19 protein-coding genes are annotated in these 22,332 nt (G+C 65.4%); 7 read left to right on the top strand and 12 right to left on the bottom strand.

The features are described from left to right. Positions 1 to 19 precede the first annotated feature (19 nt). The 6 genes from ACPTTF_RS13690 to ACPTTF_RS13665 all read right to left on the bottom strand — a co-directional run bounded on the left by ACPTTF_RS13690 (position 20) and on the right by ACPTTF_RS13665 (position 7,404). Positions 20 to 1,870: a hypothetical protein gene (locus ACPTTF_RS13690; protein ID WP_423371887.1), complete on the bottom strand. Its 1,851-nt coding sequence runs from the start codon at positions 1,868 to 1,870 to the stop codon at positions 20 to 22. Between the two features lie 289 nt (positions 1,871 to 2,159). Further along, positions 2,160 to 3,164: a HoxN/HupN/NixA family nickel/cobalt transporter gene (locus ACPTTF_RS13685; protein ID WP_423371454.1), complete on the bottom strand. Its 1,005-nt coding sequence runs from the start codon at positions 3,162 to 3,164 to the stop codon at positions 2,160 to 2,162. A 164-nt stretch (positions 3,165 to 3,328) separates the two neighbouring features. Then, complete coding sequence (gene fusA / locus ACPTTF_RS13680; protein WP_166961343.1) at positions 3,329 to 5,440, bottom strand: elongation factor G; 2,112 nt, start codon at positions 5,438 to 5,440, stop codon at positions 3,329 to 3,331. A gap of 228 nt (positions 5,441 to 5,668) precedes the next feature. Next, a complete protein-coding gene (locus ACPTTF_RS13675) occupies positions 5,669 to 6,169 on the bottom strand; it encodes a DUF192 domain-containing protein (RefSeq protein WP_423371453.1) in 501 nt (166 codons plus the stop codon). A gap of 160 nt (positions 6,170 to 6,329) precedes the next feature. After that, positions 6,330 to 6,545: a hypothetical protein gene (locus ACPTTF_RS13670; RefSeq protein WP_011352970.1), complete on the bottom strand. Its 216-nt coding sequence runs from the start codon at positions 6,543 to 6,545 to the stop codon at positions 6,330 to 6,332. A 283-nt stretch (positions 6,546 to 6,828) separates the two neighbouring features. Then, positions 6,829 to 7,404: a pseudouridine synthase gene (locus tag ACPTTF_RS13665; RefSeq protein WP_423371452.1), complete on the bottom strand. Its 576-nt coding sequence runs from the start codon at positions 7,402 to 7,404 to the stop codon at positions 6,829 to 6,831. A gap of 277 nt (positions 7,405 to 7,681) precedes the next feature. Here ACPTTF_RS13665 and icd point away from each other — a divergent pair, with 277 nt between their 5' ends. Together icd and ACPTTF_RS13655 are read left to right on the top strand one after the other, a co-directional pair. Next, complete coding sequence (gene icd, locus ACPTTF_RS13660) at positions 7,682 to 8,938, top strand: NADP-dependent isocitrate dehydrogenase (protein ID WP_006478026.1); 1,257 nt, start codon at positions 7,682 to 7,684, stop codon at positions 8,936 to 8,938. Between the two features lie 281 nt (positions 8,939 to 9,219). Next, on the top strand, positions 9,220 to 11,448 hold the full coding sequence (locus ACPTTF_RS13655; protein ID WP_423371451.1) for an NADP-dependent isocitrate dehydrogenase: 2,229 nt from the start codon (positions 9,220 to 9,222) through the stop codon (positions 11,446 to 11,448). A 123-nt stretch (positions 11,449 to 11,571) separates the two neighbouring features. Here the strand turns inward: ACPTTF_RS13655 and ACPTTF_RS13650 are convergent, their stop codons facing one another. Then, the gene (locus ACPTTF_RS13650) at positions 11,572 to 11,796 is read right to left on the bottom strand and encodes a hypothetical protein (protein WP_043190017.1); all 225 of its coding nucleotides are present in this window, start codon (positions 11,794 to 11,796) and stop codon (positions 11,572 to 11,574) included. Positions 11,797 to 11,992: 196 nt separating this feature from the next. Continuing rightward, a complete protein-coding gene (locus tag ACPTTF_RS13645; RefSeq protein ID WP_423371450.1) occupies positions 11,993 to 12,385 on the bottom strand; it encodes a hypothetical protein in 393 nt (130 codons plus the stop codon). A gap of 71 nt (positions 12,386 to 12,456) precedes the next feature. On the opposite strand from ACPTTF_RS13645, the gene ACPTTF_RS13640 reads away from it, so the two are divergent. Beyond that, positions 12,457 to 14,064, top strand: a complete 1,608-nt coding sequence (locus ACPTTF_RS13640; RefSeq protein WP_423371449.1) for a multicopper oxidase family protein — start codon at positions 12,457 to 12,459, stop codon at positions 14,062 to 14,064. 181 nt (positions 14,065 to 14,245) lie between these two features. Here the strand turns inward: ACPTTF_RS13640 and ACPTTF_RS13635 are convergent, their stop codons facing one another. After that, positions 14,246 to 14,449: a cold-shock protein gene (locus tag ACPTTF_RS13635; RefSeq protein WP_006478030.1), complete on the bottom strand. Its 204-nt coding sequence runs from the start codon at positions 14,447 to 14,449 to the stop codon at positions 14,246 to 14,248. 546 nt (positions 14,450 to 14,995) lie between these two features. On the opposite strand from ACPTTF_RS13635, the gene clpS reads away from it, so the two are divergent. From clpS to ACPTTF_RS13615, 4 genes are all read left to right on the top strand, one after another. Further along, on the top strand, positions 14,996 to 15,310 hold the full coding sequence (clpS, locus tag ACPTTF_RS13630; protein WP_006398529.1) for an ATP-dependent Clp protease adapter ClpS: 315 nt from the start codon (positions 14,996 to 14,998) through the stop codon (positions 15,308 to 15,310). Next, the gene (gene clpA, locus ACPTTF_RS13625; protein ID WP_423371448.1) at positions 15,307 to 17,607 is read left to right on the top strand and encodes an ATP-dependent Clp protease ATP-binding subunit ClpA; all 2,301 of its coding nucleotides are present in this window, start codon (positions 15,307 to 15,309) and stop codon (positions 17,605 to 17,607) included. Before clpS ends, clpA begins: the two co-directional genes overlap by 4 nt. A 103-nt stretch (positions 17,608 to 17,710) precedes the next feature. Continuing rightward, complete coding sequence (locus ACPTTF_RS13620; protein WP_423371447.1) at positions 17,711 to 19,090, top strand: amino acid permease; 1,380 nt, start codon at positions 17,711 to 17,713, stop codon at positions 19,088 to 19,090. A 136-nt stretch (positions 19,091 to 19,226) separates the two neighbouring features. Next, complete coding sequence (locus ACPTTF_RS13615; RefSeq protein WP_423371446.1) at positions 19,227 to 19,997, top strand: hypothetical protein; 771 nt, start codon at positions 19,227 to 19,229, stop codon at positions 19,995 to 19,997. A gap of 51 nt (positions 19,998 to 20,048) precedes the next feature. On the opposite strand, the gene dut is transcribed toward ACPTTF_RS13615, so the two are convergent. From dut to lspA, 3 genes are all read right to left on the bottom strand, one after another. Beyond that, the gene (gene dut / locus ACPTTF_RS13610; RefSeq protein WP_059531700.1) at positions 20,049 to 20,495 is read right to left on the bottom strand and encodes a dUTP diphosphatase; all 447 of its coding nucleotides are present in this window, start codon (positions 20,493 to 20,495) and stop codon (positions 20,049 to 20,051) included. A 55-nt stretch (positions 20,496 to 20,550) separates the two neighbouring features. After that, positions 20,551 to 21,762, bottom strand: a complete 1,212-nt coding sequence (gene coaBC, locus ACPTTF_RS13605; RefSeq protein WP_166961319.1) for a bifunctional phosphopantothenoylcysteine decarboxylase/phosphopantothenate--cysteine ligase CoaBC — start codon at positions 21,760 to 21,762, stop codon at positions 20,551 to 20,553. 67 nt (positions 21,763 to 21,829) lie between these two features. Further along, positions 21,830 to 22,330, bottom strand: coding sequence for a signal peptidase II (lspA, locus tag ACPTTF_RS13600; protein ID WP_166961316.1), 501 nt, complete (start codon positions 22,328 to 22,330; stop codon positions 21,830 to 21,832). Positions 22,331 to 22,332 lie beyond the last annotated feature (2 nt).

Genomic DNA, 22,332 nt, shown 5'->3' with positions numbered 1-22,332 from the left:
GGTCGGGCAACGCGGCAGGTCAGTGGTGGCCTCCGGACGATCCGCCGTTGCCGTGACCGCCGCCATTGCCGTTCCCGCTGCCATGGCCATTGCCGACACCGTTGGCCCCGCCATTGCCGGCGCCGCCGCTGCCGTTTCCATTGCCGTTGCCGCCGCCATTGCCGTGGCCACCGCTGCCGCCGGTAGCGCCGCCGTTACCCGAACCGCCGCCGCCACTACCGCCTTGGCCACTGTTGCCGCCAGCGCCACTTCCATTTCCATGACCGTTGCCGACGCCGTTGGCCCCGCCATTGCCGGCGCCGCCGCTGCCGTTTCCATTGCCGTTGCCGCCGCCATTGCCGTTGCCGCCGCTGCCGCCGGTAGCGCCGCCGTTACCCGAACCGCCGCCGCCACTACCGCCTTGGCCACCGTTGCCGCCAGCGCCACTTCCATGACCGTTGCCGACGCCGTTGGCCCCGCCATTGCCGGCGCCGCCGCTGCCGTTTCCATTGCCGTTGCCGCCGCCATTGCCGTGGCCACCGCTGCCGCCGGTACCGCCGCCGTTACCCGAACCGCCGCTGCCACTACCGCCTTGGCCACCGTTGCCGCCAGCGCCACCGCCATTGCCGCGACCGTTGCCGACGCCGTTGCCGTTTCCATTGCCGCTGCTGCCGCCATCACCGTGACCACCGTTGCCGTGGCTGCCGCCATCACCGTTGCCATGGCCACCGCCGTTGCCGTGGCTGCCGCCATCGCCGTCGCCATGGCCACCGCCGTTGCCGTGGCTGCCGCCGTCACCGTCGCCGTGGCCGCCGCCGTTACCGTGACCGCCGCCATCACCGTCACCATGGCCACCGCCGTTGCCGTGGCTGCCGCCGCCACCGTCGCCGTGGCCATTACCGTTGCCGTGACCGCCGCCATCGCCGTCGCCACCACCACCACCGCCATGGCCACCATGTCCGCCATGACCTCCACCACCCGACGAGCCGCCACCGGAAGAACCGCCACCGGAAGAACCGCCACCGGACGAACCGCCACCGGACGAACCGCCACCGGACGAACCGCCACCAGAAGAACCACCGCCGGAAGAACCGCCACCGGACGAACCACCACCGGACGAACCACCACCGGACGAACCGCCACCGGAAGAACCACCGCCGGACGAGCCGCCGCCGGACGAACCACCGCCGGACGAACCACCGCCGGACGAACCACCACCGGACGAACCACCACCGGAAGAACCACCACCGGACGAACCACCGCCGGACGAACCGCCACCGGAAGAACCACCGCCGGACGAGCCGCCGCCGGAAGAACCACCACCGGAAGAACCACCACCGGAAGAACCACCGCCGGACGAACCACCGCCGGACGAACCACCGCCCGAAGAGCCGCCCGACGAACCGCCGCCGGACGAACCACCACCCGAACCACCGCTGCCAGACGCATTGCCACCGCGGCCCGAGCCACCCGAACCGCTCGTGCCGCCGGATGTTCCGCTTGTCGTTCCGCCGACGCCGGCAGGTCCGACGGTACCGTTCCCGTTGTTGCCGCTGCCGCCGCTATTGCCATTTCCGCTGCCGCCGCTATTGCCATTTCCGCTACCGGGGCTGCCGCCGCTGCCACTGCCGCTAGCGCCTGCGCCATTACCGCCGACGCGTCCGCCCGCGAAGACGTGCACCGCGCACGCATCCGGATTGGCTGCGCACGGCGAAGCGTCGTCGACCTGCATCATGATGGTGTCCGCGCTGGCAGCTGCATCGGGCGCGGCGTCCGGTGCCGCATCTTGTGCGACGGCATACGAGCAGCAGCAAGCGAACGCGGCTGCGGCGAGCAAGGTTGCGCGATGGCACCGTCCCGTCTTGCGGAACGGTCGTTTCGTCTTGAGCATCATGGCCTCCCCATGCGCGCGATGCCTCGTCGCCGCGCGGCGATCTACGTGTGGTGCAGGGGGCCGGTAAATGTTCGTAGTCCTGTCGGTAGCCGATTGCCTTCGGTCCGGCGCTGGACACCAGCCGCGATTGCGGAACGGCATGCGGGCCCGCCGTGCGAAGCCCTATCTGCGAGATTCGTGCCACCGGCCGCTTGCGCCCGAGGCGCAAGGCGCGCGCAGTCGCACGACGGCGCATGCAACGTCGTTGGGGGAGTTTTGTTTCCGGATTGAAACGTCTGAGCTAAGTTCAGCGCGCAGGCGCATCGGCCGCGCGCTGCCAGCGGTGGAACAGGATCGATGCAATCCAGCAGACGAGGAACAGTGCGACGATGCCGTAGCCGATCGCGCCGAAGCGTTCGCCGAGCGCATCGAGCACGTCGCGCACGGGGCCCGTCAGCGACAGCTTGTCGGCCAGCAGGCCGGCCGCCTCGATCCCGCCGATCGCCAGCGCGACGGCCGCCGAGACGAACGTGATGCTCGCGTTGTAGAGCAGTTTGCGCTGCGGATCGTCCATCGCCCAGCCGTACGCGTGAATCATCAGCACGTTGTCGGTCGAGTCGATCAGCGTCATGCCGGCGGTGAAAAGCGCGGGAAACAGCATGACCGTGTAGACCGGCAGCCCCTGGCTCGCCTGCGCGGCAGCGATCGCAAGCAGGCCGATTTCGGTTGCAGTATCGAAACCTAACCCGAACAGCACGCCGACCGGATACATGTGCCAGCTCTTCGACACGAACCGGAACAGCGGACGCAGCAGCCGGGACACGAGCCCGGCAGGACGGTGCACATGCGCGGCGTCGTGCCCGTGCGTGCCGCGATAGCGCCGCCACACGTCGCGCAGGATCGCCAGGTTCACGCACGCGAGCACGAGCAGGAAGGTGGCCGACACCGCCGTGCCGATCGTGCCGCCGATCTCGCGGAACGCATCGAACCGGTCGCGCAGCGCGAATGCCGTCAGCGCGATGCCTAGCGTCGCGGCGATCACGATCGTCGAATGGCCGAGCGAGAAGAACAGGCCGACGCTCACCGGACGCTGGCCGTCCTGCATCAGCTTGCGCGTCGCGACGTCGATCGCGGCGATGTGATCGGCGTCGACCGCATGACGCAGCCCGAGCCCGTAAGCGATCGCCGCGGTGCCGAGCAGCAGAGGATGATCGCGCAACACGGCGAGCGCCCACAGCCAGACGGCGGCGTTCGCGGCGATCAGACCGGCATAGAGGATCAGCAGGCGGCGCAGGGCAGGGGTGGGCGGCATCGGGATGGTTCCATCTGACGAATCGCGATGCATTGTGGCACGCGAAAAAAATACCGGACGTGCCGGTCAAAATAGTCCGCGTGCACGGCGTGCAGGAATGAAAAAAGCCCGTCCGGAACCGGACGGGCCTTGCCTGCGTGCGGCAGCGCGAGATCGCGCCGCGCTTACTTCACTTTCGCGCTGATCACGCCTTCCGATACGTTGGCCGGCGTTTCCGCGTACTGCTTGAACTCCATCGTGTAGGTTGCGCGGCCCTGCGTGGCCGAACGCAGCGACGTCGAATAGCCGAACATCTCCGCGAGCGGCACCTCGGCGCGCACGAGCTTGCCGCCGCCACCGGCGATATCTTCCATCCCCTGCACGATGCCGCGCCGGCTCGACAGGTCGCCCATCACGTTGCCCATGAATTCCTCGGGCGTCTCGACCTCGACGGCCATCATCGGCTCGAGCAGCACGGGTTTCGCCTTGCGCATCGCTTCCTTGAACGCCATCGAGCCGGCCATCCGGAACGCGTTTTCGTTCGAGTCGACGTCGTGGTACGAGCCGAACGTCAGGTGCACCTTCACGTCGACGACCGGGTAGCCCGCGAGCACGCCGCTCTTCAGCGTTTCGGTGATGCCCTTGTCGACGGCCGGGATGAACTCGCGCGGAATCACGCCGCCCTTGATCTCGTCGAGGAACTCGTAGCCCTTGCCGGGGTTCGGCTCCAGCGTGATCACCGCATGGCCGTACTGGCCGCGGCCGCCCGACTGCTTGACGAACTTGCCCTCGACGTCGGACGCCGTCGTGCGCACCGTCTCGCGATACGCGACCTGCGGCTTGCCGACCGTCGCTTCGACGCCGAATTCGCGCTTCATCCGGTCGACCAGGATTTCGAGGTGGAGCTCGCCCATCCCCGAAATGATCGTCTGGCCGGACTCTTCGTCGGTCTGCACGCGGAACGACGGATCTTCCTGCGCGAGGCGGTTCAGCGCGAGGCCCATCTTTTCCTGGTCGGCCTTCGTCTTCGGCTCGACGGCCTGCGAGATCACCGGTTCCGGGAATTCCATCTTCTCGAGGATGATCGGCTTCGCCGGATCGCACAGCGTGTCGCCGGTGGTCGCTTCCTTCAGGCCGACGGCCGCCGCGATGTCGCCCGCGCGCACTTCCTTGATTTCCTTGCGCTCGTTCGCATGCATCTGCAGGATCCGGCCGAGCCGTTCCTTCTTGTCCTTGGTCGCGTTGAGCACCGTGTCGCCGGATTCGACGACACCCGAATACACGCGGAAGAAGATCAACTGGCCGACGAACGGGTCGGTCATGATCTTGAACGCGAGCGACGAGAACGGCTCGTCATCGCTCGGATGACGTTCCGCCGGCTTGTCCGGGTCGTGGAAGTCGTGGCCGAGGATCGCCGGCACGTCGACGGGCGACGGCAGGTAGTCGATCACCGCGTCGAGCATCGCCTGCACGCCCTTGTTCTTGAACGCGCTGCCGCACAGCATCGGCACGATCTCGTTCGCGACCGTGCGCTTGCGCAACGCGGCCTTGATTTCGTCCTCGGTCAGCGATTCATGGTCGTGCAGGTACTTCTCGAGCAGTTCCTCGCTCGCTTCCGCTGCGGCCTCGACCATCTTCTCGCGCCATTCGTGCGCGAGCTCGACGAGGTTCGCGGGGATCTCCTCGTACGTGAATTTCACGCCCTGGCTTTCGTCGTCCCACACGATCGCCTTCATCTTCACGAGATCGACGACGCCCTGGAAATGATCTTCCGCGCCGATCGGAATCTGGATCGGCACCGCGACGCCTTTCAGGCGCTCGCCGATCTGCCGCTGCACGCGGAAGAAATCGGCGCCGACGCGGTCCATCTTGTTGACGAACGCGATGCGCGGCACCTTGTACTTGTTGGCCTGGCGCCAGACGGTTTCGGATTGCGGCTGCACGCCGCCGACCGAGTCGTAGACCATGCACGCGCCGTCGAGCACGCGCATCGAGCGCTCGACTTCAATCGTGAAGTCGACGTGCCCGGGCGTGTCGATGATGTTGATCCGGTGTTCCGGATAGTTGCCGGCCATGCCCTTCCAGAAGGCCGTGGTCGCAGCCGACGTGATCGTGATGCCGCGTTCCTGCTCCTGCTCCATCCAGTCCATCGTGGCCGCGCCGTCGTGCACTTCACCGATCTTGTGGCTCACGCCGGTGTAAAACAGGATGCGCTCGGTCGTCGTGGTCTTGCCGGCATCGATGTGAGCGCTGATCCCGATATTGCGATAGCGCTCGATGGGGGTTTTGCGGGGCACGTGAACCTCCTTGGGTTCGGATCGTAAGCGGGCCGGCCGGGCCGGCCCGGGATGGACAAGCGAGATTTAAAGGATAGCGCTTGTCTGTGGCTTTTGCAGATGCGGGCAGCGTTTGCCGAATCAAGGCGGGCGCCGCCCGCGGCAGGCGAAAAAAAAGCCGGCGCGCAACAGGCGGCCGGCTTCGGTCGGTGCGCGGCGCGATGCGGGTCGGCGGCGCGGCGATGCCCGTTACTGGGCCTGAGGCAGGCCTTCGAGCTTCATGCCGGGCTTGATGCCCTTCGCCGCGAACCAGCCCTTGCTCATTTCGAGTGCATAGACGCCGTTGTTGCGCGGGCAGTGGTTGTCGGTCGTCTCGGCCTTCATCTCGTCGATGTCGGTGATCGTGCCGTCCGCACGGATGAATGCGATCGACAGCGGGATCAGCGTGTTCTTCATCCAGAAGCAGTGCACCGCGTTCTCGTTGAACACGAACAGCATGCCTTCGTTCGGCGCGAGCTGCGAACGGTACATCAGCCCCTGTTCGCGGTCGGGGTCGTTCGCGGCGACGGCCGCGTCGATCACGTACATGCCGGCGCGCAGCTTCACGCGCGGGAATTCGCTCGGCTGCTTGGCGCCGGGCGGCACTTGCGCGCTGGCGGCTTGCATGCCGACCGCGAGGACGGCGAGCGCGGCGGGAAACACGGCGGCGCGCGCAAGGCGGCCGAGCGACGAGCGCAGGGAGAATTGCACAGCAAGGCTCCTATCTGGAAAACAAGACCCGCATGGTACGCGATGCGTGCCGGCGGGCACACAAAAGAAAAAGGCAGATCGCCTTGCGGTGATCTGCCTTTCAACGCCGTAAGAACGGCAAGACTGCGTGTTCTTGACTGCGTTATTACAGCAAGCTTACTTAGTTCGAAGCAGCTGCCGGTGCTGCTGCGTCGCTTGCTGCAGCCTTCTTCGATGCCTTGTGGTGCTTCTTAGCTGCGTGGTGCTTCTTGGCAGCGTGCTTAGCCGGTGCCGAAGCAGCTTCAGCAGCAGCCGGAGCAGCTTCCGGAGCCGATGCTTGTGCGAAAGCAGCCGTTGCGAAGAGGCCAGCGACCAGAGCGGCGATCAGTTTGTTCATGTTGTGTTCCTCAGCTTTAGTTAATTAACCAAATGACCCGGCAATAGGAGTCATGTCGTCTAACGGTGCCATCCACCTTTCGGTTGACAGACGCTTCGAGAAATTTCTCATTGCGCTGCGGGCGCCGAATCGTATTCGATAAAAACGTCGCTTTTGTGACGCAAACACGGCTCGGCTGCCAATGCCGGATAGCTAAGGTTGGCATCTGCGTGGTTTAACGCGCGATCTTCGCAGGCGGTTGACGAAAAAGATGACGAAAAATTCGTACGTCCCGAATTCGTCATCAGGCGGGCGCGAAACCGTCCCACGGCGCGCGTGGCGGCAGTGCAATTGTTTCTCCCGGTGCAATGCCGAGCGCAAATATATCCAGTGCGCCGATGCCGACGCGCACCAGGCGCAACGTCGGGAAGCCGACGGCCGCCGTCATCCGGCGCACCTGCCGATTCTTGCCCTCGGTGATCGCGAGTTCGATCCACGTGGTCGGGATCGCGGCGCGGAAACGGATCGGCGGGTTGCGCGGCCACAGCGTATCGGGCGGTTCGATGAATTCGGCGCGGCATGGGCGCGTCACGTAGTCGCCGAGGTCGACGCCGCGCGCGAGCGCCTTCAGGTCGCCGGGGCCGGGCGCGCCCTCGACCTGCGCCCAGTAGCGCTTGACGAGCTTGTGGCGAGGCTCGGCGATGCGCGCCTGCAGCGCGCCGTCGTCGGTGAGCAGCAGCAACCCCTCGCTGTCCGCGTCCAGCCGGCCGGCCGCGTAGACGCCGGGCGTTTTTACCCAGTCGCCGAGTGACGGGCGCGTCTCGTGCGCGGAAAACTGGCAAATCGTGCCGAACGGCTTGTTGAGGGCGATCAGGTTCATGGCGGGGCGCCCACCCGGCGCGCCGCAGGAAGCGGGGGCGGGCGGTCTATGGCAAATGGCGGAATCTTAATGCATAATACGGAACGGCAAGTCCTCTGTCTTATATAAGACATAAGTGGGGTCTTGATACGCAGTGCTGCGCTTCGTGCCGAAGTGCCCGGTTGGGGCGCTAGAATAGCGGCTCGCTGTTGCCGTCACGGGGTGGCCATGCCGCGCCCCCGCCGCGCGCGCAGCTTCGACCAGCATCACCTGCTCAGCCACGTCACTGGAGTCGATCATGCCGTATCAGCACATCAAGGTTCCGGAAGGCGGTGACAAGATCACCGTCAACAAGGACTTCTCGCTCAACGTTTCCGATCAGCCGATCATTCCCTATATCGAAGGCGACGGTACGGGCTTCGATATCACGCCGGTCATGATCAAGGTCGTCGATGCGGCGGTCGCGCATGCCTACAAGGGCAAGCGCAAGATCCACTGGATGGAGATCTTCGCGGGCGAGAAGGCGACGAAGGTGTACGGCCCGGACGTGTGGCTCCCGGACGAAACGCTGCAGGTGCTCAAGGAATACGTGGTATCGATCAAGGGGCCGCTCACGACCCCGGTCGGCGGCGGCATCCGTTCGCTGAACGTCGCGCTGCGCCAGGAACTCGATCTCTACGTGTGTCTGCGCCCGGTCCAGTACTTCAAGGGCGTGCCGTCGCCGGTGCGCGAGCCGCAAAAGATCGACATGGTGATCTTCCGCGAGAACTCGGAAGACATCTACGCAGGCATCGAATGGGCCGCGGGCTCCGAGCAGGCGAAGAAGGTGATCAAGTTCCTGCAGGACGAGATGGGCGTGAAGAAGATCCGCTTCCCGGAAACCTCGGGGATCGGCGTCAAGCCCGTGTCGACCGAAGGCACCGAGCGTCTTGTGCGCAAGGCGATCCAGTACGCGATCGACAACGATCGCAAGTCGGTCACGCTGGTGCACAAGGGCAACATCATGAAGTTCACGGAAGGCCTGTTCCGTGATGCCGGCTACGCGCTTGCACAGAAGGAATTCGGCGGCGAGCTGATCGACGGCGGCCCGTGGATGCGCGTGAAGAACCCGAAGACGGGCAACGAGATCGTGATCAAGGATTCGATCGCCGACGCATTCCTGCAGCAGATCCTGCTGCGCCCGGCCGAATACGATGTCATCGCCACGCTGAACCTGAACGGCGACTACATCTCCGACGCGCTGGCCGCGCAGGTCGGCGGCATCGGGATCGCGCCGGGCGCGAACCTGTCGGATTCGGTCGCGATGTTCGAAGCAACGCATGGCACCGCGCCGAAGTACGCAGGCAAGGATTACGTGAACCCGGGTTCCGAGATCCTGTCGGCGGAAATGATGCTGCGCCACCTCGGCTGGACGGAAGCGGCCGACACGATCATCGCCGCGATGGAGAAGTCGATCCTGCAGAAGCGCGTCACGTACGACTTCGCGCGCCTGATGGAAGGTGCGACGCAGGTGTCGTGCTCGGGCTTCGGTGAAGTGCTGATCGAGAACATGTAAGACCCCTTCCGGGGTGGGCCGGCAGGTTGCCGGCCGCCCCGGCGCTGACTGCCGGCGCCGGAGCGTTTCGTGGATGGCAGGTTTGTTGGCAGGGCGGTCCGGCATGCGGGCCGCGGCGCTGCGATGCGGCCCGGAGGCCCTGCAAGGTAGAACATGACGGCCCTCGCAACACCACCGCCCGGCTGAGCCGGCGTGCCCCTTTCGCGACCGACCCGGTCGCTCCCCGCCGGTTACCGCCGGCGCTCCTCAGTCCAAAATTTTCACGTAGCAACGCATCGACCATGTCCACTTCGCCCAAGATCATCTACACCCTCACTGACGAAGCGCCCGCGCTCGCGACCTATTCGCTGCTGCCGATCGTCAAGGCCTTCACGCGCTCGTCCGGCGTCGCCGTCGAAACGCGCGACATCTCGCTCGCCGGCCGCATCATCGCGGCATTCGCAGACGTCCTGCCGCCCGAGCAGAAGGGTTCCGACGATCTGGCCGAGCTGGGCCAGCTCACGCTGAAGCCGGAAGCGAACATCATCAAGCTGCCGAACATCAGCGCATCGGTGCCGCAGCTGAAGGCCGCGATCGCCGAACTGCAGGCGCAGGGCTTCAAGCTGCCGGCCTACCCGGAAGATCCGTCGACGGACGAAGAGAAGGCGGTCAAGGCCCGCTACGACAAGATCAAGGGCAGCGCGGTGAACCCGGTGCTGCGCGAGGGCAACTCCGACCGCCGCGCGCCGCTGTCGGTCAAGAACTACGCACGCAAGCACCCGCACAAGATGGGCGCGTGGCAGGCCACGTCGAAGGCACACGTCGCGCACATGAGCGAAGGCGACTTCTACGGCAGCGAGAAGTCGGCGCTGATCGCCGATGCCGGCAGCGTGAAGATCGAACTCACGACGACCGACGGCGCGAAGAAGGTGCTGAAGGAAAAGACGGCCGTGAAGGCCGGTGAAGTCATCGACGCATCGGTGATGAGCCGCAATGCGCTGCGCAGCTTCATCGAAGCGCAGATCGCCGACGCGAAGGCGCAGGATGTGCTGTTCTCGGTGCACCTGAAGGCGACCATGATGAAGGTCTCGGACCCGATCCTGTTCGGTCACTTCGTGTCGGTGTTCTACCGCGACGCGCTCGCGAAGCACGCGGACGTGCTGGCGCAGGCAGGCTTCAACCCGAACAACGGGATCGGCGATCTGTACGCCCGCCTGAAGGACCTGCCGGCCGACACGCGCGAAGCGATCGAAGCCGACATCAAGGCCGAATACGCGGTGCGCCCGCGCCTTGCGATGGTCAACTCGGACAAGGGCATCACGAACCTGCACGTGCCGAGCGACGTGATCGTCGACGCGTCGATGCCGGCGATGATCCGAGATTCGGGCGGCATGTGGGGCCCGGACGGCGCTCTGTACGATGCGAAGGCCGTGATTCCGGACCGTTGCTACGCAGGCGTCTACCAGGCCGTGATCGAAGATTGCAAGCAGCACGGTGCGTTCGATCCGGTCACGATGGGCAGCGTGCCGAACGTCGGCCTGATGGCGCAGGCGGCCGAAGAATACGGTTCGCACGACAAGACGTTCCAGATCCCGGCCGATGGCGTCGTGCGCGTCACCGACGAAGCCGGCAACGTGCTGCTCGAGCATGCAGTGGAATCGGGCGACATCTGGCGCATGTGCCAGACGAAGGACGCACCGGTGCAGGACTGGGTCAAGCTCGCGGTCAACCGCGCGCGTGCGACCGGCGCACCGGCCGTGTTCTGGCTCGATCCGGCGCGTGCGCACGATGCGCAGATCATCGCGAAGGTCGAACGCTACCTGAAGGATCACGACACGAACGGCCTCGATATCCGCGTGTTGACGCCGGTCGAAGCGACGCGTTTCTCGCTCGAGCGCATCCGCGCGGGCAAGGACACGATCTCGGTCACGGGCAACGTGCTGCGCGACTACCTGACCGACCTGTTCCCGATCATGGAGCTCGGCACCAGCGCGAAGATGCTGTCGATCGTGCCGCTGATGGCCGGCGGCGGGATGTTCGAAACGGGTGCGGGCGGCTCGGCGCCGAAGCACGTGCAGCAGTTCGTCGAGGAAGGCTTCCTGCGCTGGGATTCGCTCGGCGAATTCCTCGCACTGGCTGCGTCGCTCGAACACCTCGGCAACGCGTACCAGAACCCGAAGGCGGTCGTGCTCGCGAAGACGCTCGACCAGGCGACCGGCAAGTTCCTGGACGAGAACAAGTCGCCGGCGCGCAAGGTCGGCGGCCTCGACAACCGCGGCAGCCACTTCTACCTGTGCCTGTACTGGGCGCAGGCGCTGGCCGAGCAGACCGAGGACGCCGCGCTGAAGGCGCAGTTCGAAGGTGTGGCGAAGGCATTGTCCGACAACGAAGCGCGCATCCTGGAAGAACTGGCGGCCGCGCAGGGCAAGGCGCAGGCGATCGGCGGCTACTACCGTCCGAACGTCGACCTGACGAGCCAGGCGATGCGCCCGAGCGCGACGCTGAACGGCATCGTCGACGCAGTCGCCTGACGCGGGCCGCGCAATCGCGCGAGCCAATGCGTGTGTCGACACGGCGCGGTTAGCCGTTCGCCGTCCGACACCCAATAAAAACGCCCCGGTCGCCCGGGGCGTTTTTCGTTGCAGGCTTGCCATTCAGACGTGAACGATTTCCCATTCGGCGATTTCGTGCGGCACTTCGAGCGTTGCCGTGTCGAGTTCGGACGGTTGCTCGCAGTCGCCGCGGGAGATGTGGTCGGCCGCCACTTCGGGGCACGAGAATGCACCGAGCAGGGCGTTGCCGAACGTCGCTTCCCAGCCACCGTTACCCGGCAGGATGTAGAACGACCCGAGCGCTGAACCAAAGCGAAATCCCTTCATTTCCGTTCTCCCTTTCTGATTACAAGCGATTCTGTTGTGCCGCTTGCCGGCTCGCCCGGCTGTGTCCCGACTGGCTGCTTGCGCCGGGTTCCGTATCGAACGTCGTGGCGAAGCGTCAGTGCATGGGACAAAGTCTACGTCCGCGACCCGGTCGGATGGTGCATGTAGAACGCCTTCACTAAACAAAAATTCTCGTTTAAAAACAAATAATTGCGATCGTCGTTTTGTATTGTGGAACGTTTTTCGGCATCGCGAAACGGGAAATTTGTGCCCTGCACCACGAATTTTTACAACGCAGAGACTTGTTCCACATCGTGAAAAATCGGCGGTTTTGCGAACCGGTGGCGCGACCGGCGCCGAACGGCAGGCGCCAGGCGACCGCCTGGACGCTGCAAGGGGCAGGGTTGAGTGGTGTTGCGGTCGCGAGCGAGGGGGCGTGCATCGTCGATCGACGATGCCGCTCGATGCGTGCCGAATCCGGTGGGGCGTTGTCGAGCCCTGCGGCGTATCGCCGCCCGGCCGGCGGCGAAGCGTCTCGATATGAGCCTGCGGTTATGATGACGCGGGCATCAGGATTTGCGTCGCGCATCGGCGCTTCAGCCGGCCGGCGCGGGCGTCGTGGCGGCTGCGCGACGCAGCATGGATAACGAGGAACGATTGATGATACGGAGAACCTTCCTGTCGCGCGCCATCGGTGCCGCGGCCGCGTCGCTGTTCGCGCGCGCCGCGTGGGCGCAGCATGCCGGTCACGCTGGCATGGCCGGCATGGACTCGATGGACGACATGTCGGGCATGTCGGGCATGCCAGGGATGGCGGGTCATGGGCAGCACGGCAAGTCCGCACCGGCCGCGCTCGCGGCCGCCGACGCGCTGCCGGCCGGCGCGCCGCTCGCGGCGCTGCGCACGCTCGCGAACGAAAGCCGCGAGCCCGGCATGTTCCGGGCTACGCTGGTCGCGCAGCCGGTGGCGCGACCGATGCTGCACGGTGCACGGCCGACCACGTTCTGGCAGTTCGGCGCGGGCACGCAGGGGCCGGTCGTGGGTCCACTGATCGACGTGCGCGAGGGCGACACGGTCGAGATCAAGTTCGTGAACAAGCTACCGCAGCCGTCGACGATCCACTGGCACGGCCTGCCGGTGCCGCCCGATCAGGACGGCAACCCGTCCGACCCCGTCGCGCCCGGCGCATCGCGCGTGTATCGCTTCACGCTGCCGAAGGGGAGTGCCGGCACCTACTGGTACCACCCGCATCCGCACATGATGACGGCCGAGCAGGTGTTTCGCGGGCTCGCCGGCCCGTTCGTCGTGCGCGCCGCGGACGATCCGCTGGCGGGCTGGCCCGAACGCAACCTGTTCGTGTCGGACCTGAAGCTTGCGCGCGACGGCACGATTGCACCGAACGACATGATGGACTGGATGAATGGCCGCGAGGGCCAGTTCGTGCTGGTCAACGGCGCGCGCCGGCCGCGGATCGACGTCGCGGGCGACGAGCGCTGGCGCGTGTGGAACGCGTGCAGCGCGCGCTACCTGCGCGTCGCGTTCGACGACGGCCGAGCGTTCGAGCACGCGGGCACCGACGGTGGGCTGTTCGATGCCCCGCGTCGCGTGACGTCGCTGCTGATCGCGCCGGGCGAGCGTGCGGAACTGCTGGTGCGCGCCGGCGACCGTGCGTCGCGCGCGGTGCTGCAGGCGGCCGAGTACGACCGCCGCAAGATGGCGATGTCACACGACGACGGTCACGGCAGCCTGCCGCCCGATCCGGCGCTGGCGCTGGCCGATGTCGCGTTTGCGCCCGCCGCCGCACGCGCATTGCCGGCCACGCTGCGCGCGGTGCCGCCGTTGGGCGAGCCGGTCGCGCACAAGACGGTCGCGTTCGGCGAGGAAATGGACATGGACGCGATGATGAAGGGCGCGGCGCACGGCCGACCGGCCGGCATGCGTTTCACGATCAACGGCGAAACCTACGCCGCGCACCGCGTGACATTGACGAGCCGCCGCGGCGACATCGAGCGCTGGGAGATTCGCAATACCACCGACATGGATCACCCGTTCCACCTGCATGGCACGCAGTTCCAGGTGATCGAGCGAGCGTCGGGCGGCGCGCGCTCGACCGAACCGTTCCGCGCATGGCGCGATACCGTGAACGTGCGCAGCGGCGAAACGGTGTCGATTCTCGTCACACAAGACATGCCCGGCGAGCGCATGTTTCATTGCCACATTCTCGAACACGAGGATCTCGGCATGATGGGCACGCTGAAGGTCGTGTAACGATGTGGTGAATATGTTTCACGCGCAGGACCGATAACCTATCTGCATGTGTGACAAGACAATATGTGTTCAATTATCGGGATTGAACGAAAAGGCCGGCCAATCGATTATCGATTGGCCGGCCTCAAAAAAAGAAACCCGGCGCAATGCGCCGGGTTTCTTCGTCCGATATCCGATGCCTTTATGCGGCCTGGATGTTCGACGCTTGCTTGCCCTTCGGTCCTTGAACGACGTCAAAGCTCACCTTCTGGCCTTCCTTCAGCGTCTTGAAGCCATTCATGGTGATAGCCGAGAAGTGCGCAAACAGATCCTCACCGCCCTCGTCGGGAGTGATGAAACCGAAGCCCTTCGCGTCGTTGAACCACTTAACGATACCAGTTGCCATTTTCCTACTTCCCCTGTCACACAGTCGCTGCTACTTACCACGAGCACGCTCGAAAAGCTAAACGACCGGAAAATGCAGTCGTTCCCCCCTCACAAGCTCACCTCGGCCTCTTTCATTTCGCCAACTGGCAAATTGAAAAAAGTGCCAGCTTGATTGTTGGCGCTCTTTATTGGAGTGTCAAGAGGAATTTTTAGACGTTTAGAGGGACGTTGTAAAGAACCCATTTTCAGGGTTTTTCCGGCTTTGCTTTGCAGCACGCGGCCAAGCGCGAGGACTTGAAAAGCAGCATAATCGGCTCATATACCAGGCTCGAGTGACACGCGTTCGAGTCGTGCCGGCTTGTGGGATACTGGATGCGGATACGACGTTCCGGTGCGGTTCCCCCTGACGGTTCGTGTTCCACGCCACGCGTGAAAGCCGGCACCGCAGCCGGCTTTCGTATGGCGCGAAGAAGATCGCGTGTTCCGGGATTCCGGGGAGGGCGCCGGCCGGTCGGTCGGGTAATGGCAGGATTGCGGGCCTGTCCGAGTTGTTTAGAATGGGTGTATGGCGATTATCCCGGACAAGCAGGACAGCACCGTCCTGGAACGCAAGCAGCAGAAGCTCAAGCCGCCTTCGATGTACAAGGTGGTGCTGCTGAACGACGACTTCACGCCGATGGAGTTCGTCGTGATGGTGGTCCAGGAGTATTTCAAGAAGGATCGCGAGACGGCCACGCAGATCATGCTGAAGGTCCATCGCGAAGGGCGAGGGGTTTGTGGGGTCTATACGCGGGACATCGCGTCGACCAAGGTTGAGCAAGTCGTTACCCATGCGCGGCAGGCCGGGCATCCGCTGCAGTGCGTGATGGAGGAAGCATGATTGCCCAGGAATTGGAAGTCAGCCTGCACATGGCGTTCATGGAAGCACGCCAGGCGCGCCATGAGTTCATTACGGTCGAGCATCTGCTGCTGGCCCTGCTGGATAATCCGACGGCAGCCGAGGTGTTGCGCGCGTGCGCGGCCAACATCGAGGACTTGCGTCAGAACCTGCGCAATTTCATCCACGACAACACACCTACCGTCCCGGGCACCGACGATGTCGATACCCAGCCGACGCTCGGTTTCCAGCGCGTGATTCAGCGCGCGATCATGCACGTCCAGTCGACGTCGAACGGCAAGAAGGAAGTCACCGGCGCGAACGTGCTGGTCGCGATCTTCGGCGAGAAGGATTCGCATGCCGTGTACTACCTGCAGCAGCAGGGCGTCACGCGCCTCGACGTCGTGAACTTCATTTCGCACGGCATCGCGAAGACCAACGGCGGCGAAGCCGCCAAGTCGGCCGACGCGAACGCGGAAAGCGAAGACGCGAATGCGCAGAAGGAAACGCCGCTCGCGCAATTCACGCAGAACCTGAACCAGATGGCGAAGGACGGCCGCATCGATCCGCTGATCGGTCGCGAGCCCGAGGTCGAGCGCGTGGTCCAGGTGCTGTGCCGTCGCCGCAAGAACAATCCGCTGCTCGTCGGCGAGGCCGGCGTCGGCAAGACCGCGATCGCGGAAGGGCTCGCCTATCGCATCACGCGTGGCGAAGTGCCGGACATCCTCGCGAACGCGCAGGTCTACTCGCTCGACATGGGCGCGCTGCTCGCGGGCACCAAGTACCGCGGCGATTTCGAGCAACGTCTCAAGACGGTGCTGAAGGAGCTCAAGGAGCGTCCGCATGCGATCCTGTTCATCGACGAAATCCACACGCTGATCGGCGCGGGCGCCGCGTCGGGCGGCACGCTCGATGCGTCGAATCTGCTGAAGCCGGCGCTGTCGTCGGGCACGCTCAAGTGCATCGGCGCGACCACGTTCACCGAATATCGCGGCATCTTCGAAAAGGATGCGGCGCTGTCGCGGCGCTTCCAGAAGGTTGACGTGAGCGAGCCGACCGTCGAGCAGACGGTTGCGATCCTGCGCGGCCTGAAGTCGCGCTTCGAGGAGCATCACGGCGTCAAGTATTCGTCGGGCGCACTGTCGGCCGCGGCGGAACTGTCGGCGCGCTTCATCACCGACCGTCACCTGCCGGACAAGGCGATCGACGTGATCGACGAGGCGGGCGCCGCCCAGCGCATCCTGCCGAAGTCGAAGCAGAAGAAGACGATCGGCAAGAGCGAGATCGAGGAAATCATCTCGAAGATCGCGCGTGTGCCGCCGCAGAGCGTTTCGCAGGACGATCGCAGCAAGCTGCAGACGCTCGACCGCGACCTGAAGAGCGTCGTGTTCGGCCAGGATCCGGCGATCGATGCGCTCGCGGCCTCGATCAAGATGGCGCGCGCGGGCCTCGGCAAGATGGACAAGCCGATCGGCGCGTTCCTGTTCTCCGGCCCGACGGGTGTCGGCAAGACCGAAGTGGCGCGCCAGCTCGCGTTCACGCTCGGCATCGAACTGATCCGTTTCGACATGTCGGAATACATGGAGCGTCACGCGGTGAGCCGCCTGATCGGCGCGCCGCCGGGCTATGTCGGGTTCGACCAGGGCGGCCTGCTGACCGAAGCCGTCACGAAGAAGCCGCACTGCGTGCTGCTGCTCGACGAAATCGAGAAGGCGCATCCGGACATCTACAACGTGCTGCTGCAGGTGATGGACCACGGCACGCTGACGGACAACAACGGCCGCAAGGCGGATTTCCGCAACGTCATCATCATCATGACGACGAACGCGGGCGCCGAGTCGATGCAGAAGGCGACGATCGGCTTCACGACGCGCCGCGAGACGGGCGACGAGATGACCGACATCAAGCGCCTGTTCACGCCGGAGTTCCGCAACCGCCTGGATTCGATCATCAGCTTCCGCTCGCTCGATGAGGAAATCATCATGCGGGTGGTCGACAAGTTCCTGATCCAGCTTGAGGAGCAACTGCACGAGAAGAAGGTCGACGCGCTCTTCACCGACGCGTTGCGCAAGCATCTCGCGAAGCACGGCTTCGATCCGCTGATGGGCGCGCGGCCGATGCAGCGGCTGATCCAGGACACGATCCGGCGCGCGCTGGCCGACGAGCTGCTGTTCGGCAAGCTCGTCAACGGCGGCCACGTGACGGTCGACGTCGACGAAAACGACAAGGTGCAGTTGTCGTTCGACAAGCTGGCGAATCCGCCGCACAAGCCGAACGAAGAGACGGTCGAAGTCGAGTAAGCGATAATTCGTTGTTCATGCGAACGGCGCGGGAAGTTCTCCGCGCCGTTTCGTTTTATCCGGCGCCGGCGGCGCAATGGTGGTGCAGGGGAGTGGTAACGCAGTGACACAACAACAACGGTCGTTCGACGATATCGTCGCGCGCGAACAAGGGTTGCGCCATGCGCTGACGTCGGGGCAGATGGCGATGATCGCGATCGGCGGCGCGATCGGCACGGGCCTGTTCCTCGGCAGCGGGTTCGCGATCGGGCTCGCCGGCCCGAGCGTGCTGGTCTCGTATGCGATCGGCGCGCTGATCGCGCTGCTGCTGATGGGCGCGCTCGCGGAAATGACGGTCGCGCATCCGACCGCCGGCTCGTTCGGCGCGTATGCCGAGCACTATGTCGGCCCGCTCGCGGGCTTCCTGGTGCGCTATGCGTACTGGTTCGCGGTGGTGTTCGCGATCGGCACCGAGATCAGCGCGATCGCCGTGTTCATGAAGTACTGGTTTCCGGCCGTGCCCGGCTGGTACTGGGTGATCGGCTTCTCCGCGCTGCTGATCGCCGTGAACCTTGCCAGCGTCACGCTGTACGGTTCGGTCGAATACGCGTTTTCGCTGCTGAAGATCGCGGCGATCGTCGTGTTCATCGTGCTCGGTGCGTATCTGGTCTGGTCCGCGCCGGCCGCATCGGGCATCGGTTTCGCGAACTACACCGCGCACGGCGGCTTCATGCCGAAGGGGCCGTGGGGCACCTGGGTCGCGGTGATCGTCGCGATCTTCAGCTACATGAGCATCGAAGCCGTCGCGATCGCAGCCGGCGAGGCGCGCGATCCGCAGCACGCGGTCACGCGCGCATTCCGCTCGACCGTGTTCCGGCTCGTGCTGTTCTACCTGCTGACGCTGTCGCTGATGCTCGCGATCGTGCCGTGGACCCAGGCCGGCACCGACGAAAGCCCGTTCGTGAAGGTGATGGCCGCGACCCACGTGCCGTACGCGGCAGGCGTGATCAACTTCGTGCTGCTGATCGCGGCGCTGTCGGCGATGAACAGCCAGCTTTACGTGACGACGCGGATGATGTTCAGCCTGTCGCGCGCACGGCTCGCGCCCGCGGTGTTCGGCCGGCTCGGCACGAACGGCGTGCCGCGCGCGGCGCTGTGGATCTCGACGAGCGGCGTCGCGGTGGCGGCCGTGCTGGTTGCGCTCGCGCCAGACACCGCGTTTACCGTGATGATGGCGATCGCGATGTTCGGTGCGCTGTTCACGTGGATGATGATCTTCGTCACGCACCTGCGCTTCCGCGCGCGGTATCACGGCCCCGCGCTCGCGTTCCGGATGTGGGGGCACCCGTTCGGCAGCTTGCTCGGTGCGGGGCTCGTCGCGGCGATCCTGTTCACGACCGCGTTTACGCGCGAATTCCGGATGACGATGGTGGTCGGCGTCGTGTTCGTCGTCTTGCTGACGCTCGCATACGCGCTGCATTACCGGCACGAACACGCACGCTGACCGCGCCGGCGTACCCCCGCACCGTTCTTCACGCCCGCTAAGGTTCCGTTAAGCCCGGGGCGACTACATTCGATCCTGTCTGCAAGGCGGGCCGGCATGCGCCGGCCCGCCGCTTTCCTGCAAAAAAGGGGTTCGAATGAACAAACTTCCCGAAATCACGCTCGCGTTCTGGATCATGAAGATCTGTGCGACGACGCTCGGCGAAACCGGCGGCGACCTGCTGTCGATGACGCTGAACGTCGGCTACGCAGTGAGCTCGATCTTGCTGTTCGGTTTCTTTCTCGTGACGCTGGGCGCGCAACTCAGGACGACACGCTATCGCCCGGCGATCTACTGGGCCGTGATCGTCGCGACGAGCACGGCCGGCACGACGATGTCCGATTTCATGGACCGCACGCTCGGCCTTGGCTATGCGGCCGGCTCGTCGATCCTCGTCGCGATCCTGCTGGCCATTTTCGCCGTGTGGCGCCTCAGCGGCGAATCGCTGTCGGTCGACCTGATCCGCACGCGCAAGGTCGAGTTGCTGTACTGGATCGCGATCCTGTTCTCGAACACGCTGGGCACCGCACTCGGCGACTTCCTCGCGGACAGCTCGGGGCTCGGCTTCGGCGGCGGCGCGCTGCTGATCGGCGGGCTGCTCGCGGTGATCGTGCTCGCGCACTATTTCACGCGGATCTCAGGCGTGCTGCTGTTCTGGGCCGCGTTCGTGCTCACGCGTCCGTTCGGTGCGACGGTCGGCGATCTGCTCACGAAGCCGGTTGCGAAGGGCGGCCTCGCGCTCGGCACGATCGGTTCGTCGGCCGTGCTGCTCGGCGTGCTGGTCGCACTGGTGATCTACGCGATCGTGGCCCAGGCGCGGCAGCGCGACCTGATGCCCGCGCGGATCGCGCAACCCGTCGAGGAATGACGGCGAAGGACAAGAAAAAGGGGCCGCGAGGCCCCTTTTTCATTGCGTCGTTCAGTGACGGCCGGTGCTGCCGAAGCCGCCCTCGCCACGATCGCTTTCCGCGAAGTCGTCGACGATGTTGAACTGTGCCTGCACGACCGGCACGATCACGAGCTGGGCGAGCCGTTCGAACGGATTCAGCACGAACTCGGTCTGGCCGCGATTCCACGTCGAGATCATCAGCTGGCCCTGGTAGTCGGAATCGATCAGGCCGACGAGGTTGCCGAGCACGATGCCGTGCTTGTGGCCGAGGCCCGAGCGCGGCAGGATCAGCGCCGCATAACCGGGATCGGCGAGATGGATCGCGAGGCCGGTCGGCACGAGCGTCGTTTCGCCCGGTTGCAGCGTGACCGGCGCATCGAGGCACGCGCGCAGGTCGAGGCCCGCGCTGCCGGTGGTCGCGTAGGCGGGCAGGTAGTCGCGCATGCGCGCGTCGAGAATCTTCAGGTCGAGTTTCATGCGGTCGTCGGATGAGGCGGGAAGGGCGCGGCAGCGACGGCCGCCGCGCGGGAGATCAGATCAGGCGGTTGTCGGGCAGGCGCTTCGCGATTTCCGCGACGAGCGTGTGCGCGAGTTCGTCCTTCGGTGCGCGCGGCAGGCGCGTGAGGCCGGCGGCCTCGAACAGCACGACTTCGTTGTCGTCGCGACCGAACGTCAGCGGGCCGAGGTTGCCGACCAGCAGCGGCACGTTCTTGCGCTTGCGCTTCTCGTCGCCGTGCACGTCGAGGTCGCCGCTTTCGGCCGCGAACCCGACGCAGTACGGCGGATCGGGCAGCGCCGCGACCGACGCGAGGATGTCGGGGTTCTCGACGAACGTGAGCGCCGGCATCTTGCGATCGGCCGTCTTCTTCATCTTGTGCTCGGCCGGCTGGGCGACGCGCCAGTCGGCGACCGCGGCCACCGCGATGAAGATGTCGGCGTTGTTCACGGCATGCATCACCGCGTCGTACATCTGCTGGGCGGTCTGCACGTCCTGGCGGTAGACACCCCACGGCGTGTCGAGCGCGACCGGCCCCGCGACGAGATGAACGTCGGCGCCGGCCTGCTGCGCGGCGCGCGCGAGCGCGAAGCCCATCTTGCCGCTCGAGCGGTTCGTGAGGCCACGCACGGGGTCGAGCGGTTCGAACGTCGGGCCGGCCGTGATCAGCACGCGCCGGTGCGCGAGCACCTTCGGAGCGAAGTGCGCGACGATCGCTTCATAGATCGCCTCGGGCTCGAGCATCCGGCCGTCGCCGACTTCGCCGCATGCCTGTGCGCCCGAATCCGGGCCGAGCACCGACACGCCGTCGGCGCGCAGTTGCGCGGCGTTGCGCTGCGTGGCCGGGTTCTGCCACATCTGGCGGTTCATCGCGGGGACGACGAGCAGCGGGCAATCGCGCGCGACGCACAGCGTCGACAACAGGTCGTCCGCGAACCCGTGCGCGAGCTTCGCGAGGAAATCCGTCGACGCGGGCGCGATCACGATCGCGTCGGCTTCGCGCGACAGGTCGATGTGCGCCATGTTGTTGTCGATGCGCGCGTCCCACTGGCTCGTGTAGACGGGCCGGCCGGACAGCGCCTGCATCGTGACGGGCGTGATGAACTGGGTAGCGGCTTCGGTCATCGCGACCTGCACGGTCGCGCCGGCCTTCACGAGCAGCCGCGTGAGCTCGGCGATCTTGTAGCAGGCGATGCCGCCCGTCAGGCCGAGAACGAGGTGTTTTCCTGCGAGTTCTGCGTGTGCCAACTCAGGCCTCCAAGGGTCAAACGGAACGGCCGGCGCGAAGCCGGCCGTCGACGCCGAGTATGCGCGCTTAGCGAGAGCCGCGCACGCGACGCAGTTCGTCGTAGATCAGCAGCACCGCGCCGACCGTGATCGCGGAATCGGCGAGGTTGAACGCCGGGAAGTGCCAGGCGCCGAGATGGAAATCGAGGAAGTCGATCACGTGGCCGTACACGAGCCGATCGATCACGTTGCCGAGTGCGCCGCCGAGGATCAGCGCGAGCGACACGCTGAACAGCCGCTGGTGGCCGTGGCGCTTCAACAGGAAGCAGATCACGAGCGTTGCGCCGATGCCGAGCGCGGTGAACGCCCAGCGCTGCCAGCCGCTCGCGGTCGACAGGAAGCCGAACGCGGCGCCGCGGTTGTAGACCAGCACGAGGTTGAAGAACGACGTCAGCGCATGCTGCGCGCCGTACACGAACGTTTTCAGGATCGCGATCTTCGACAGTTGATCGAACAGGATCACGATCAGCGAAATGCCGAGCCAGGGAGCAAGTGCGCCGCTGGCCGGTTTCGACAGGGTTTTCGCCATAT

Source organism: Burkholderia crassaminum, assembly GCF_964265005.1.
Lineage (GTDB): Bacteria > Pseudomonadota > Gammaproteobacteria > Burkholderiales > Burkholderiaceae > Burkholderia.
This window is presented reverse-complemented; position numbering and strand designations above follow the sequence as displayed.

Coding starts and splice junctions, on each gene's coding strand:
- ACPTTF_RS13690 (WP_423371887.1), bottom strand. CDS start 1,870: ATGCTCAAGACGAAACGACCGTTCCGCAAGACGGGACGGTGCCATCGC.
- ACPTTF_RS13685 (WP_423371454.1), bottom strand. CDS start 3,164: ATGCCGCCCACCCCTGCCCTGCGCCGCCTGCTGATCCTCTATGCCGGT.
- ACPTTF_RS13670 (WP_011352970.1), bottom strand. CDS start 6,545: ATGAACAAACTGATCGCCGCTCTGGTCGCTGGCCTCTTCGCAACGGCT.
- ACPTTF_RS13665 (WP_423371452.1), bottom strand. CDS start 7,404: ATGAACCTGATCGCCCTCAACAAGCCGTTCGGCACGATTTGCCAGTTT.
- icd (WP_006478026.1), top strand. CDS start 7,682: ATGCCGTATCAGCACATCAAGGTTCCGGAAGGCGGTGACAAGATCACC.
- ACPTTF_RS13655 (WP_423371451.1), top strand. CDS start 9,220: ATGTCCACTTCGCCCAAGATCATCTACACCCTCACTGACGAAGCGCCC.
- ACPTTF_RS13650 (WP_043190017.1), bottom strand. CDS start 11,796: ATGAAGGGATTTCGCTTTGGTTCAGCGCTCGGGTCGTTCTACATCCTG.
- ACPTTF_RS13645 (WP_423371450.1), bottom strand. CDS start 12,385: ATGCGCGACGCAAATCCTGATGCCCGCGTCATCATAACCGCAGGCTCA.
- ACPTTF_RS13640 (WP_423371449.1), top strand. CDS start 12,457: ATGATACGGAGAACCTTCCTGTCGCGCGCCATCGGTGCCGCGGCCGCG.
- ACPTTF_RS13635 (WP_006478030.1), bottom strand. CDS start 14,449: ATGGCAACTGGTATCGTTAAGTGGTTCAACGACGCGAAGGGCTTCGGT.
- clpS (WP_006398529.1), top strand. CDS start 14,996: ATGGCGATTATCCCGGACAAGCAGGACAGCACCGTCCTGGAACGCAAG.
- clpA (WP_423371448.1), top strand. CDS start 15,307: ATGATTGCCCAGGAATTGGAAGTCAGCCTGCACATGGCGTTCATGGAA.
- ACPTTF_RS13615 (WP_423371446.1), top strand. CDS start 19,227: ATGAACAAACTTCCCGAAATCACGCTCGCGTTCTGGATCATGAAGATC.
- dut (WP_059531700.1), bottom strand. CDS start 20,495: ATGAAACTCGACCTGAAGATTCTCGACGCGCGCATGCGCGACTACCTG.
- lspA (WP_166961316.1), bottom strand. CDS start 22,330: ATGGCGAAAACCCTGTCGAAACCGGCCAGCGGCGCACTTGCTCCCTGG.